Raw genomic sequence first — 14,016 nt, 5'->3', positions numbered from 1 at the left:
GCGAGAACGTTCGTGCCTGACGCATCTGGTCGATTTTCCTGCGCTGAGTGCGAGGTGTATGGCGTATAGGGGAAACCCTGAGGCCTATAGCATCGCTGGCCTGTTTTGCCAGATAATCCGCCTTGTATTTGACGTCATGGCTTTGACGAACGAGTCCAGTTGGGCAGTGTCAAAGCGACGAACCGAATCACCGTTCCAGGAGGCTTGGATGCGCAACGACGGGAAAGTGGTGCCTTTGCACCGGGCGACTGCCGATCTGGCGGACCACTCGCCGCTTGCCCGCTTGCCGGTGATTCTGCTGCAGGTTCGCGACAAGGCTGCGCAGCAGCTGCGCCACGATTTGCAGGAGCTGTTCGATAACGCCGACGACACGCTGTTCGAAATGGCCGACCGGGCGCGCAACGACGTCGATCAGAACATCTTTTTCGAAGCCATGCGCGACCTGCGCCTCAAACGCAAAAACATCGAGCGCGGCTTTCTGGAACTGTTCTTTGAAGCCTTCGCCGGCCTTACCCAATACGACCCCGCCGCCAACACACTGCCACGCACGCCGGTGGTCGAAGAGTCGGCGCCGCGCACCGATGCCATGGAGCGTACCGTCGCCGTGCAGACCATGGTCAGCCGTGTGCTCAAGCGCGACGGCTTCGCTCTCGATCAACTCACCGCACGCTTCAGCTCGATGCTCGGCAAGCGTCTGGACGATCAGCACAACCCGCTGAGTCCGGCCATGCTGTGCGAATATTTCCTGCAGGCCGGGCGTAACCTCGGCGTCGAGATCAAGGTCAAGCTGATCCTGCTCAAGCTGTTCGAACGCTATGTGCTGGCTGACACCGAACAGTTGTATGGCGAGGCCAATCAGCTGTTGCTCGCCACCGGCGTGTTGCCACATCTGAAACCCGCCGTGGCTCGTCGCATGGTCGAGCCTGCGGACAGCGACACATTGATTGAAGATCTCGACGAGCCGCCAGCGGACGAAGGCATCGAGGAAGTGTTCGCCGCGATGCAGCAATTGCTCGCCCAGGTCCGCGGCCGCGTCACACCGACACTGGAGCCCGGCGCACCGGCGCATCCGATCAACACCCGCGACCTGCTGCGGTTGTTGTCGCACTTGCAGCAATACGTACCGGCGCTCGAGGCTCAGGAAGATTTCGATCTGCGTCATCAGCTCGAACAGTTGCTGACCCGGGTCAGCGTCAGAAGCGGCAGGTCCCGCGTTGTCGCGACTGCCGACGAAGATGTGATCAACCTGATCGCCATGGTTTTCGACTGCATCCTCGACGATCGCAATGTGCCCGATGCGCTCAAGGCGCTGATCGGCCGATTGCAGATTCCGATGCTCAAGGTTGCGGTGTTGGACAAGAGTTTCTTCAGCCGCAGCACGCACCCGGCGCGGCGCCTGCTCAACGAAATCGCCGAGGCCGCAATGGGCTGGAGCGATTGCGACGGCGCTGAGCGCGACAACCTATACGTGCGCATCGAACAAGTGGTGCAGCGCTTGCTGAGTGATTTTGTGGATGACCCGGCGATCTTCTCCGAACTGCTCGCCGACTTCCTCGCCTTCACTCAGGAAGAGCGCCGCCGCACCGAACTGCTGGAACAACGCTTGCGGGACGCCGAGGAAGGCCGGGCGAAGGCCGAGCTGGCTCAGCGGCGTGTCGCGCAGGCGTTGCAACAGGCGCTACTGGGCAAAGTGCTGCCGGCGACGGTGGTGAGTTTCGTCCAGCAGGCCTGGAGCAAAGTGTTGTTGCTGACCTGCCTCAAGCACGGCGATCAGTCCGCCGAATGGCATGCCGATGTGCAGACCATGGAACAGTTGGTCTGGAGCGTGCAGCGCCATGACGACGGCGAATCCAGCCTGCGCCTGCTGGCACTGGTGCCGGGTTTGCTCAAGTCGCTGCGCGATGGCCTGAGCAGCACCGCGTTCGACCCCTTTGCCACCAGTGAATTTTTCGGTGAGCTGGAGGCTCTGCACGTGCGCGTGCTGGAGCGTTCCGACGATGCCGATCACAGCGCCATGCCGTTGATCGAAATTACCCCCGAGCTCTTGCAGCACAGTGCCGGCCAGACGCCAGCGACCCCGGCGCCGCGCCTGGCGCAAGACGATGCCGGTCTGTCTCAGGTCGAGCAGTTGCGTGTGGGCAACTGGGTGGTGTTCGACGCAGACGACGAACAGACCTTGCGTTGCAAACTCGCCGCGATCATCGAAGAGACCGGCAAATATGTCTTCGTCGACCGCACCGGGACGAAGGTGCTGGAACACAGCCGCACCGACCTCGCCTTGGCTTTCAGCCGTGGCGTCGCGCGCGCACTGGATGACACCTTGCTGTTCGACCGCGCACTGGAATCGGTGCTGGGCGACCTGCGGCGACTCAATCGCGGCAAGTGATCGCGCGGTGAGGGTGGATCGCGGCATACTGGGCGCCCACATGGTCGGCGTTGAAGGAATCGGTATGCAGTTGGATCCCGCGAGCGGGTGGTGTCATGGCGTGCAGATCTGCCCGTCGCCCAACTTCAATGAGCGCCCGGCGGGCGAAGTGTCCCTGTTGGTCATCCACAACATCAGCCTGCCGCCGGCGCAATTCGCCACGGGCAAGGTGCAGGAATTTTTCCAGAATCGTCTGGATGTCACCGAACACCCGTACTTTGCAGGCATCGCTGACCTGCGCGTCTCGGCGCATTTTCTGATCGAACGTGACGGCAAGGTCACCCAGTTTGTCTCCTGTCTGGAGCGCGCGTGGCATGCCGGCGTTTCGATGTTCGAAGGCCGTGAAACCTGCAACGATTTTTCCGTCGGCATCGAGCTGGAAGGCACCGATGATCTGCCGTTCACCGACGAGCAATATCGCGCGTTGACTGCGCTGACCCGGCAGTTGCAGAAACGCTTTCCAGCGATCACCGATCAGCGCATCTGCGGCCACAGCGATATCGCGCCGGGGCGCAAGACCGATCCGGGACCGGCATTCGACTGGGCACGCTACCGCGCCGCCCTGGCAAAAGAGGAAGGACAATGAGTTTTCTGGTGTTACTGCTGGCGCTGTGGATCGAGAAGTTTTCGGCCCTGCGCCATCGGCTTCAACGCGACGGCGGATGGATCCGCGAACTGCACAAACTCGAAAACAGCAAACGGCTGGCCAGGCAACCGTGGCTGGTGCTGACGATTCTGGTGCTGTTCCCGGTGGCGTTGCTGGCGCTGTTGCTGCTGGTGCTGGAACCTGTGGCTTACGGTTTGCTGGCGCTGCCGGTGCATCTGCTGGTGGTGATCTACAGCCTCGGACGCGGCGATCTGCTCGGCGGCCTCGGCCCGTTCCGCGATGCCTGGCGCCGTGAGGATCTGCAAGCGGCGGCGCACGTCGCCAAGCGCGACCTGGATATCTGCGCCGACAACGGCGAGCAGTTGCTCGAGCGGGTGCAAGGGCATCTGCTGTGGCAGGCCTATCAGAGTTTCTTCGCGGTGATCTTCTGGTACTTCCTTCTCGGCCCCGTGGCGGCATTGGCCTATCGTTTGCTGGCGCTGGCCGAAGAGCACGGCTGCAATCCGGCGCTGGTCGAGCGTGCTGCGCAATTGCGTCACGCTTTCGATTGGGTGCCGGTGCGTTTGCTGGCGGCAAGTCTTGCGTTGGTCGGCAACTTCGTCGCGGTCAGCCGAGTGATGCTGCATGAGCTGCTCAACTGGAACATCAGCGCTGCGCAGTTGATCAACAAGGTCGGCCTGGCAGCCGGGGAAGTTCCACCGCCAGTGGTCGGCCCGGACGGCATCAACACCCTCGATTGTCTGTGGGAACTGCTGCTGCGTGCGGCAGTGCTGTGGTATGCCGGGTTTGCCTTGTGGACGGTTCTGGTTCACTGATTCGCTGATTTACAGAAAGATCAAAAGATCGCAGCCTTCGGCAGCTCCTACCTTGGAACGCATTTCCCTGTAGGAGCTGCCGAAGGCTCGGGCCGCGATCGGACGATCTTTTTGCTTTTGATTTGGCGATCACTGCATTGCCATTAACCTTAAGTTACAAAACCTCCCGCCGATTTACGCTATACAGAGATAGCGCCCGATAGTGGCTATCTGCTCTCGTCCCGCGCCTGCCAATAAAAACAAGAAAAACCAAGGGAGACTTCCAGTGAAGAGCTTGCTCTATCCCGCCGTCTCGCTGATGAACCGTCTGAGCTTCGGCATGAAGTTCAGCCTGATCAGCGTGCTGTTCCTGGTGCCGATGCTGGTGACCAATTTCTATCTGGTACGCGATTCCTATCGCGAATTTCAGGGCACCCGCGTCGAACTGCAAAGCCTCGACCTGCTGGGCAGCAGCCTGACCCTGCGCCGGGATCTGGAGACCTTGAACAATCTGGTGCAGATCGACGTCACCCTCGGCCAGTCCGGCAAGGCCGGCAATGTCGAAGCGCAGATCCAGACGCTGGAGCAGGCTTTGCTCGCGCGCCTCGAAGGGCTGACGGCGATGACCGAAGACCCCGAGCAGATCAAGCAATTCGAGGCCAAGCGCGATGAAATGATCGCCGCGTTCAAGGCCCAGCAAGCGGAAAGCTCGCTGCAAAGCAAAAGCGCGTTGATCGGCAAGTTGTTGGCCAGTGCGCAGATTTTCAGCCAGATCATCACCAGTCAGGCCGGGTTGAGCCGCGACAACCAGAGCGACATTCGCCAGCTCAGCGAACTGGTCACGCTGATTACCCCTAGCGTCACGCAAACCCTCGGCGAAGGCCGGGCGATGGGTTCGTATTCGTTGGGCCAGGGCTTTCTCAACAGTTCCTCCAGCACGCGTTTTGACGAGTTGCTGGTGCAGATCGAAAAACTCCAGGCCGAGTACGCCCTGAAACTGCAAGACGCCCTCGGTTCCAGCAGTGCTGCGCGCGAATCCCTCAGTGCCCAGGCCGACACCAGCAAGGCTTCGCTCAAGCAGGCCAGCGAGCTGTTCGAAGAACAAGTGGTGATGGCCGATACCCTCGATGCGCCGTGGCAGGCATTCTACGATCAGGTCACCGGGCTGATGGAACACACCTACCAGCTCAATCAGGCCACGCTGAAATTTCTCGACAGCCAGTTGCAGCAGCGTCTGGCGCAGAACCGCACGCACATGATTCTGCAAGCCTCTGCGCTGTCGGTGGTGTTTGTGCTGATTTTCTATCTTTATGGCGGTTTCTACGCCTCGACCCGGACCACCCTGAAAAGCCTGGGCGCGATGATGGACAAGGTCGCGGCCGGTGACATGACCGTCAACTTCAAGGCCAGCAGCCGTGATGAACTGGGCGAGTTGGGCGAGGTGTTCAACGGTACGGTGAAGAAGATTCACGACTTGATCGAACGTGTCGGGCATACCGTGGGTGAGGTCGAGCGGCAGGCCGGGCAGGTGGAGAGCGTGTCGGCGCAGAGCAATCAGGCTGTTGCTGGGCAGCGCTCGCAGATCGAACAAGTGGCGACGGCGATGAACCAGATGTCGGCGACCTCAATGGAAGTCGCCCGCAGTGCTGCGGCCGCGGTGAGCAGCGCCCACAGCGTCAACGACGAAACCCTCAGCGGACGCGGGCTGGTGGAATCGCAGCAGGGCAGCATTGCCGCGCTGGCCAGCGAAATCGATCAGTCGGTGCTGGTGATCAATCAACTGGCCAGCGACAGCCAGTCGATCAGCCGTGTGCTTGAGGTGATCAAGAGCATCGCCGAACAGACCAACCTGCTGGCGCTCAATGCGGCGATCGAAGCCGCGCGAGCCGGCGAGCAGGGGCGCGGTTTTGCCGTGGTCGCCGACGAAGTACGCACCTTGGCCAAACGCACCCAACAATCGACCGAAGAAATCGAGCAGATGATCGCCAAACTGCATGGCGGCGTCGGCGCGGCGGTGAAGGCCATGGGCGTCAGCCATCAGATGGCCAACGGCACGGTGGGCCAGTCGGAGAAGGTCCAGCAGGCGCTGGAAAACATCCTTGGCGCGGTGGGCATGATCGTCGATCAGAACCAGCAGATCGCCGCCGCCGTCGAACAGCAGACCGCCGTGGCCCACGACATCGACCAGAATATCGTCGAGATCAACCGTGCCGGCGAACGCACGGCGCAAGGCGCGCACCAGACCGAAGATGCCAGCCGCGCGCTGTCGGCGCAGGTGGTTGAACTCAAACAACTGATCAGCGCGTTTCGCGTCTGAATCCCACATCATCCCTCTGTAGGAGCTGACGAGTGCAACGAGGCTGCGATCTTTTGACTTTGCCTCTGAAGATCAAAAGATCGCAGCCTCGTTGCACTCGTCAGCTCCTACCCGGGTACGTGTTACCAGCCGAAGACTTCGCAGCAGTTGGCGGTGCTGGCAGCGGCGAGTTGTTCAGGCGTGATATTCATCAGCTCGGCCAGCGCCGCGCAAATCGCCGGCAGATGCGCCGGGCTGTTGCGCTGGCCGGGGAACATGGCGGGGGCCATGTCCGGTGAGTCGGTTTCCAGCACCACCGATTGCAGCGGCAGTTCCGGCAGGACCCGATGCATGCGCAATGCCTGCGGCCAGGTCGGTGCGCCGCCGAGGCCCAGTTTGAAACCGAGCTTGAGGTATTCCCGCGCTTCCTCGCGGCTGCCGGCGAAGGCGTGGATGATGCCGGCGCGTTTGAGTTTGAAGCGCTTGAGCGTGGCGATCACCGCCGCGTGGCTGCGGCGTACGTGGATCAGCGCCGGCAGCTCGAAGTCCGCCGCCAGTTGCAGCTGCGCTTCGAACAACGACTGTTGCCGCTCGCGATCGAGGTCTTCGATGAAATAATCCAGACCGATCTCGCCCACCGCACACAACTGCCGATGCCCGCGCAGGCGTGTCAGCCAGTCACCCAGTGCGAGCAGATCCTCGGAGCGATGCTGATCGAGGAACACCGGATGCAGACCGAACGCCGCATACAGGTCGGCATCGCTCTGCACCAGGTCCCACACCCGTTGCCAGTTGCCCTGATGCACGCCCAGCACGACGATGCGCCGCACGCCGAGAGCGCGGCTTTCGGCCAGCAACTCGGCGCGATCGGCGTCGAAGTCTGGGAAGTCGAGGTGGGTGTGGCTGTCGATCAGCTCCACGCTTCAGTCCCGATGAATACGCTGCTTGAAGGTCCGCGCAATGGCTTGCACGCCCGGTTGGTAGTCGTCCTGCTCGACGGCGGCCAGGGCCAGTTCCAGGGCCTTGTCGGCGATCAACTGGTGTTGCTGGGACATGGCGTTGACCGGCAACGGCAGGAAATCCAGCAACTGCGTGTCGCCGAACGTGCCCAAGCGCAGCGGCCGCGATTTCAGCGGGAAATCATGCAGCGCATCGAACACGCCCTGCAGCAGCACGTAGGAAGTGGTCACCAGTGCGTCAGGCAAATGCCCCAGACGCTGCAGGAGTTCTTCCATCAATTGCTTGCCGCACTCACGGCTGAACGACTCGGCGTGCTCGACCAGCACCTCACCTTTGAAGTCTTTGAGCGCTGCGCGGAAACCGGCAGCACGCTCCTGGCTGATGCTCAGCTCCGGCCGTGCGCCGAGCAGCACGATCTGCTTTGGCTGCGGATCGAGCAGGCTCTGGGTCAGATGCAGGCTGGCCTCGCGGTCGTCGCTGATCACCGAGCAGAAATGCTCCGGTTCCATGACCCGGTCGATGGCGATGATCGGCAGACCCTTGGCCTGCAACTGGCGATAGCTGTCATCACCGGCCGGCAGGCAACTGGCAACGATCAGCGCATCGCATCGGCGCGCGCGGAACAGTTGCAGCAACTGCCGCTCGCTGTCCGGCGCATCGTCGGAACTGGCGATCAGCAATTGATAGCCGCGAGCCCGCGCGCCTTGTTCGAGCAACTTGGCGATCCGCGCGTAACTGGGGTTTTCCAGATCCGGCAGGATAAAGCCCAAGGTGCGCGTGTGCCGACTGCGCAGGCCGGCCGCTTGCGGATTGGGCGTGAAGCCGTGCAGATCGACCACCGCGCGCACGCGCTCGACGGTCGCGTTGCTGATGCGTTGCTGTTCGGCCTTGCCGTTGATGACGTAGCTGGCGGTGGTGACGGAGACGCCGGCCAACCGCGCGATATCACTGAGTTTCAACCCGGTATTTCCTTGTTTTTTCGAGCATGCCGCGACATTTTCGCCAATCCTACCCGATAAGGGCAGTCGACTTATTGCCTGGGCAGATCCGACCAGTTGGACTTCAAGGATGAGACATTATCGAGTAACGTGCCGATCAATCTAGATTAAACGTTTCAGCAAGCGTATTTTCTACGTTTTAGACGCCTTTGGCCGGTCCTGCCGTGAAACCGCCAAAACTGCCGCTGAAAAGCGCGGCAGAGCGCCTAAGCTGTGAACCATTCAAAACAATACCTGGCGTTGAACTGCGCCAAAAAGGAGATCGCATGCTCGAGCTCACTATAGAGCAGATATCCATGGGCCAGTCGGCCGTGGATAAACCCGCTGCCCTGCAATTGCTGGCCAGTCATCTGGTCGCCGATGGTCTGGTTGCCGACGGCTACCTCGCCGGCCTGCAGGCCCGGGAAGCCCAGGGCTCGACCTTTCTCGGTCAAGGCATCGCCATTCCCCACGGTACGCCGGAAACCCGCGATCAGGTATTCGCCACCGGCGTGCGCCTGATGCAGTTCCCCGACGGCGTTGATTGGGGCGATGGCCAGATCGTTTATCTGGCGATCGGCATCGCGGCGAAATCCGATGAACACCTGCGCCTGCTGCAACTGCTGACCCGCGCCCTCGGCGAGACCGATCTGGGCCAGGCCCTGCGTCGCGCCAGCTCGCCCGAAGCGCTGCTGAAGCTGCTGCAAGGCGCGCCGCAGGAACTGGCGCTGGACGCGCAGATGATCGGCCTCGGCGTGTCGGCCGACGATTTCGAAGAACTGGTCTGGCGCGGCGCACGTCTGCTGCGTCAGGCCGAATGTGTGAGCAATGGCTTTGCCGGCGTGTTGCAGCAAGTCGAAGCGCTGCCATTGGGTGATGGCCTGTGGTGGTTGCACAGCGAGCAGACCGTGAAGCGTCCGGGGCTGGCGTTCGTCACCCCGGACAAACCGATGCGCTACCTCGGCCAGCCGCTTAGCGGTCTCTTCTGCCTGGCGAGTCTGGGCGAAGCGCATCAGGCGCTGCTCGAGCGTTTGTGCGCGTTGCTGATCGAAGGTCGCGGCCACGAACTGGGCCGCGCCACCAGCAGCCGCAAAGTCCTCGAAGTGCTGGGCGGTGAATTGCCCGCCGACTGGCCGAGCGCGCGTATTGCCCTGGCCAACGCCCACGGTCTGCATGCGCGCCCGGCGAAGATCCTTGCGCAACTGGCGAAGAGTTTTGATGGCGAAATTCGCGTGCGCATCGTCGACAGCCAAGACAGTGCCGTGTCGGTGAAAAGCCTGAGCAAACTGCTGAGCCTCGGCGCCCGCCGCGGTCAGGTGCTGGAGCTGATTGCCGAACCGAGCATCGCCAGCGATGCCTTGCCGGCCTTGCTCGCGGCGATTGAAGAAGGCCTCGGTGAAGAAGTCGAGCCGCTGCCGGCCGTGAGTCAGCAGCGCGAAGTGATCGCCGACATCGCCGAAGTGCTGATCGCCCCGGCCTCCGGCAGCCTGTTGCAGGCGATTCCTGCCGCACCGGGCATCGCCATCGGCCCTGCGCACATTCAGGTGCTGCAAGCCATCGATTACCCGTTGCGCGGCGAATCTGCCGCCATCGAGCGCGAGCGCCTCAAGCAAGCCCTGAGCGACGTGCGCCGCGACATTCAGGGCTTGATCGAGCGCAGCAAAGCCAAAGCCATCCGCGAGATTTTCATCACTCACCAGGAAATGCTCGACGACCCGGATCTGACCGACGAAGTCGACACCCGCCTCAAGCAAGGCGAAAGCGCCGAAGCGGCCTGGATGGCGGTGATCGAAGCCGCCGCCAAACAGCAGGAATCGCTGCAGGACGCTTTGCTCGCCGAGCGTGCCGCCGATCTGCGCGACATCGGCCGTCGCGTGCTGGCGCAGCTATGTGGCGTGCAAACCGCGAACGAACCTGAGCAACCGTACATTCTGGTGATGGACGAAGTCGGCCCGTCCGATGTCGCGCGTCTGGATCCTGCGCGGGTTGCGGGGATTCTCACCGCGCGCGGCGGCGCTACCGCGCACAGCGCCATCGTCGCCCGCGCGCTCGGTATTCCAGCGCTGGTCGGCGCGGGTGCAGCGGTGCTGTTGCTCGAGCCGGGCACGCCGCTATTGCTCGACGGTCAGCGTGGCCGTCTGCATGTCGACGCCGATGCCGCAACCCTCAAGCGTGCCGCCGAAGAACGAGACACCCGCGAGCAACGCCTGAAGATCGCCGCCGAACAGCGCCATCAACCAGCGCACACCACTGACGGCCACGCCGTCGAAGTGTTCGCCAACATCGGCGAAAGCGCAGGCGTGACCAGCGCGGTGGAGCAGGGCGCCGAAGGCATTGGCCTGCTGCGCACCGAACTGATTTTCATGGCCCACCCACAGGCGCCGGATGAGGCGACCCAGGAAGCCGAATACCGTCGCGTCCTCGATGGTCTGGCCGGGCGGCCGTTGGTGGTGCGCACGCTCGACGTCGGCGGCGACAAACCGCTGCCGTATTGGCCGATCGCCAAGGAAGAAAACCCGTTCCTCGGCGTGCGCGGCATTCGCCTGACCCTGCAGCGGCCGCAGATCATGGAAGCGCAACTGCGCGCCTTGCTGCGTTCGGCCGACAACCGTCCGCTGCGGATCATGTTCCCGATGGTCGGCAGCGTCGAAGAGTGGCGCCAGGCCCGCGACATGACCGAACGCTTGCGTTTGGAAATTCCAGTCGCCGACCTGCAACTGGGGATCATGATCGAGGTGCCGTCCGCCGCGTTGCTTGCGCCAGTGCTGGCCAAGGAAGTGGATTTCTTCAGCGTCGGCACCAACGACCTGACCCAATACACCCTGGCCATCGACCGTGGTCATCCGACGCTGTCTGCACAAGCGGACGGCTTGCACCCGGCGGTCCTGCAACTGATCGACATCACCGTGCGTGCCGCCCATGCCCATGGCAAATGGGTGGGTGTCTGCGGCGAGCTGGCGGCGGATCCGCTGGCGGTGCCGGTGCTGGTTGGCCTCGGTGTCGACGAGCTCAGCGTGTCCGGGCGCAGCATTGCCGAAGTCAAGGCGCGCATCCGTGAACTCAGCCTGCCCCAGGCGCAAACCCTCGCTCAACAGGCCCTGGCCGTGGGCAGCGCGAATGAAGTGCGCGCATTAGTGGAGGCCCTGTAATGGCCAAGATTCTCACCCTGACCCTCAACCCGGCACTCGACCTCACCGTCGAGCTGTCACGGCTGGATGCCGGTCAGGTCAATCGCAGCGAGGAGATGCACACCCACGCTGCGGGCAAAGGCGTCAACGTCGCCCAGGTGCTGGCGGACCTCGGCCATCAGGTCACCGTCAGCGGCTTTCTCGGCGAAGACAATCTGCAAGCGTTCGAAACCCTGTTCGCCAAGCGTGGTTTTATCGACGCGTTCATCCGCGTGCCGGGCGAGACGCGCAGCAACATCAAGGTCGCCGAACAGGACGGGCGCATTACCGACATCAACGGTCCGGGGCCAATGGTCGATGCAATGGCGCAGCAAGCTTTGCTTGATCGCTTGCTGCAGATCGCACCGGGGCACGATGCGGTGGTGGTCGCCGGCAGTCTGCCGCGTGGCGTCACTGCGCAATGGTTGCGCGAGCTGATTGAACGGCTGAACGCGCTCGGCTTGAAAGTCGCCCTTGATTCCAGCGGTGAGGCTTTGCGCGCCGCGTTGCAGGCCAGCCCCTGGCTGATCAAACCGAACACCGAAGAATTGGCCCACGCCCTCGGCTGCGAAGTGGTGTCGCCGATCGCCGAAGCACAAGCCGCCGCACGTTTGCATGCGCAAGGCATCGAGCACGTGGTGATCTCTCACGGCGCTGACGGGGTCAACTGGTTCAGTGTCGGCTCGGCCCTGCATGCCTCGCCGCCGAAAGTCAGCGTGGCCAGCACGGTCGGTGCCGGCGATTCATTGCTGGCTGGCATGCTCCACGGTCTGCTCAGTGCTGATACGCCGGAGCAAACCCTGCGCACCGCCACCGCGATTGCGGCAATGGCGGTGACCCAGATCGGTTTTGGCATCAACGACGCTGCGCAACTGGCGCAGCTCGAACAGGGCGTGCGCGTGCGCCCCCTGACAGAACAATAAGAGGGTTTGTGATGAAGTTAGCCATTGTTACGGCTTGCCCGAACGGCATGGTCACCAGTGTGCTGTGCGCGCGCCTGCTCGATGCAGCGGCGCAGCGCCAGGGCTGGAGCACCAGCGTTGAAGTGGTCGATCCGGCACACCCGGAACGCGAATTGTCGGCGGCGACCATCGAAGCCGCCGAGTGGGTCTTGCTGGTCACCACTGGCGCGGTGGACATGAGTCGCTTCGTCGGCAAGCGCGTGTTCCAGATCGCTCCGGCGCAGGCGCTGCAGGATGTCGAAGCGGTACTGCGTCGCGGTGCTGAAGAAGCCGAAGTCTACGTGGCCAGCGCAGTCGAACCGGCCATTGATGCGCCACGTGCGCCGCGCATCGTCGCCATCACGGCCTGCCCGACCGGCGTCGCCCACACCTTCATGGCCGCCGAAGCGTTGCAGCAGACCGCCAAGCGTCTGGGCTATGAATTGCAGGTCGAAACCCAAGGCTCGGTCGGCGCGAAAACACCACTCAGCGCAACGGCCATCGCCGAGGCTGACGTGGTGTTGCTGGCGGCGGATATCGACGTCGCCACCGAGCGTTTCGCCGGCAAGAAAATCTATCGCTGCGGCACGGGCGTTGCGCTGAAGCAGTCTGAAGCGACTTTGAAAAAAGCCTTGGCCGAAGGCGCTGTCGAAAGTGCGGCAAGCGACGGCAAGGCCCCGGCCAAGTCCGAGAAAACCGGCGTCTACAAGCACCTGCTCACGGGTGTGTCGTACATGCTGCCAATGGTGGTGGCGGGTGGTTTGCTGATCGCATTGTCGTTCGTGTTCGGCATCACCGCTTACAAGGAAGAAGGCACGCTGGCGGCGGCGTTGATGCAGATCGGCGGCGACACCGCGTTCAAGCTGATGGTGCCGCTACTCGCCGGTTACATCGCCTACTCGATCGCCGATCGCCCGGGCCTTGCGCCGGGGATGATCGGCGGTTTGCTCGCAGGCACTCTGGGCGCCGGATTCATCGGCGGGATCATTGCCGGTTTCATTGCCGGTTACGCCGCCAAAGCCATCGCCCGCTATGTGAAATTGCCGCAGAGCCTGGAAGCGCTGAAGCCGATTCTGATCATCCCGTTGCTGGCCAGTCTGGTGACCGGCCTGGTGATGATTTACGTGGTCGGCAAACCGGTCGCCGGCATGCTCGCCGCGCTCACCCAGTTCCTCGACAGCATGGGCACCACCAACGCAATTCTGCTCGGCGTGCTGCTCGGCGGCATGATGTGCGTCGACCTCGGCGGGCCGATCAACAAGGCCGCCTATGCGTTTTCGGTGGGGCTGCTGGCCTCGCAGAGTTACGCACCGATGGCCGCGACCATGGCCGCCGGCATGGTGCCGCCGATCGGTCTGGGCATCGCCACCTTCATTGCCCGGCGCAAGTTTGCCCAGACTGAACGCGAGGCCGGCAAAGCGGCTTTCGTGCTGGGCCTGTGCTTTATCTCCGAAGGGGCGATTCCGTTTGCCGCGAAAGATCCGCTGCGGGTGATTCCAGCGAGCATCGCTGGCGGCGCGCTGACCGGTGCCTTGTCGATGTACTTCGGCTGCAAACTGATGGCGCCGCACGGTGGCTTGTTCGTGCTGGCGATCCCGAATGCGATCAACCATGCGCTGCTGTATCTGCTGGCGATCGTTGCGGGGAGCCTGGTCACGGCGGTGGTGTATGCGCTGCTCAAACGGCCTGAGGCTGTCGAACTGGCAGTCGAACCCGTCAACGCCTGACACCCGCCAAACCCTGTGGGAGCGAGCCTGCTCGCGAAAGCGGAGTGTCAGCTGAAGATGTGGTAGCTGGCAGGACGCTTTCGCGAGCAGGCTCGCTCCCACAGGAGTCTGCATTGTCATAG

9 protein-coding genes and 1 pseudogene are annotated in these 14,016 nt (G+C 62.7%); 8 read left to right on the top strand and 2 right to left on the bottom strand.

Annotation, left to right across the window (positions count from 1 at the left end):
* Nucleotides 1–208: 208 nt before the first annotated feature.
* From ACV8MC_RS02795 to ACV8MC_RS02775, 5 genes and pseudogenes are all read left to right on the top strand, one after another.
* Nucleotides 209–2,386 carry a DUF1631 domain-containing protein gene (locus ACV8MC_RS02795; RefSeq protein WP_457264390.1) on the top strand — a complete coding sequence of 726 codons (2,178 nt, stop codon included), beginning with the start codon at nt 209–211 and terminating at the stop codon, nt 2,384–2,386.
* A 64-nt stretch (nt 2,387–2,450) separates the two neighbouring features.
* Nucleotides 2,451–3,011: a 1,6-anhydro-N-acetylmuramyl-L-alanine amidase AmpD gene (gene ampD / locus ACV8MC_RS02790; protein WP_122747368.1), complete on the top strand. Its 561-nt coding sequence runs from the start codon at nt 2,451–2,453 to the stop codon at nt 3,009–3,011.
* Nucleotides 3,008–3,847: a regulatory signaling modulator protein AmpE gene (gene ampE / locus ACV8MC_RS02785; RefSeq protein ID WP_041477938.1), complete on the top strand. Its 840-nt coding sequence runs from the start codon at nt 3,008–3,010 to the stop codon at nt 3,845–3,847. The genes ampD and ampE overlap by 4 nt, the downstream gene beginning before the upstream one ends.
* A 298-nt stretch (nt 3,848–4,145) precedes the next feature.
* Nucleotides 4,146–5,237, top strand: a pseudogene (locus ACV8MC_RS02780) (methyl-accepting chemotaxis protein); the annotation flags it as partial.
* Nucleotides 5,214–6,143, top strand: a complete 930-nt coding sequence (locus ACV8MC_RS02775; protein WP_371915159.1) for a methyl-accepting chemotaxis protein — start codon at nt 5,214–5,216, stop codon at nt 6,141–6,143. The pseudogene ACV8MC_RS02780 and the gene ACV8MC_RS02775, both read left to right, overlap by 24 nt.
* A gap of 122 nt (nt 6,144–6,265) precedes the next feature.
* Here ACV8MC_RS02775 and ACV8MC_RS02770 read toward each other — a convergent pair whose 3' ends face one another.
* Nucleotides 6,266–7,042: a TatD family hydrolase gene (locus tag ACV8MC_RS02770; protein WP_256809567.1), complete on the bottom strand. Its 777-nt coding sequence runs from the start codon at nt 7,040–7,042 to the stop codon at nt 6,266–6,268.
* 3 nt (nt 7,043–7,045) lie between these two features.
* Nucleotides 7,046–8,041 carry a catabolite repressor/activator gene (gene cra, locus ACV8MC_RS02765; protein ID WP_016771742.1) on the bottom strand — a complete coding sequence of 332 codons (996 nt, stop codon included), beginning with the start codon at nt 8,039–8,041 and terminating at the stop codon, nt 7,046–7,048.
* A gap of 305 nt (nt 8,042–8,346) precedes the next feature.
* On the opposite strand from cra, the gene ptsP reads away from it, so the two are divergent.
* The 3 genes from ptsP to ACV8MC_RS02750 are packed head-to-tail and all read left to right on the top strand — an operon-like array spanning nt 8,347 to nt 13,894.
* Nucleotides 8,347–11,208, top strand: coding sequence for a phosphoenolpyruvate--protein phosphotransferase (gene ptsP / locus ACV8MC_RS02760; RefSeq protein ID WP_252885355.1), 2,862 nt, complete (start codon nt 8,347–8,349; stop codon nt 11,206–11,208).
* Nucleotides 11,208–12,149, top strand: coding sequence for a 1-phosphofructokinase (gene pfkB, locus ACV8MC_RS02755; protein WP_150743380.1), 942 nt, complete (start codon nt 11,208–11,210; stop codon nt 12,147–12,149). The genes ptsP and pfkB overlap by 1 nt, the downstream gene beginning before the upstream one ends.
* Before the next feature lie 11 nt (nt 12,150–12,160).
* Nucleotides 12,161–13,894 (top strand): PTS fructose-like transporter subunit IIB, encoded by a 1,734-nt coding sequence (locus ACV8MC_RS02750; RefSeq protein WP_457264386.1) that lies wholly within the window; start codon nt 12,161–12,163, stop codon nt 13,892–13,894.
* The last annotated feature ends 122 nt before the right edge of the window (nt 13,895–14,016 follow it).

Source organism: Pseudomonas sp. PK-RTE-24, assembly GCF_054052265.1.
This window is presented reverse-complemented; position numbering and strand designations above follow the sequence as displayed.

Coding starts and splice junctions, on each gene's coding strand:
- ACV8MC_RS02795 (WP_457264390.1), top strand. CDS start 209: ATGCGCAACGACGGGAAAGTGGTGCCTTTGCACCGGGCGACTGCCGAT.
- ampD (WP_122747368.1), top strand. CDS start 2,451: ATGCAGTTGGATCCCGCGAGCGGGTGGTGTCATGGCGTGCAGATCTGC.
- ampE (WP_041477938.1), top strand. CDS start 3,008: ATGAGTTTTCTGGTGTTACTGCTGGCGCTGTGGATCGAGAAGTTTTCG.
- ACV8MC_RS02775 (WP_371915159.1), top strand. CDS start 5,214: ATGACCGTCAACTTCAAGGCCAGCAGCCGTGATGAACTGGGCGAGTTG.
- ptsP (WP_252885355.1), top strand. CDS start 8,347: ATGCTCGAGCTCACTATAGAGCAGATATCCATGGGCCAGTCGGCCGTG.
- pfkB (WP_150743380.1), top strand. CDS start 11,208: ATGGCCAAGATTCTCACCCTGACCCTCAACCCGGCACTCGACCTCACC.
- ACV8MC_RS02750 (WP_457264386.1), top strand. CDS start 12,161: ATGAAGTTAGCCATTGTTACGGCTTGCCCGAACGGCATGGTCACCAGT.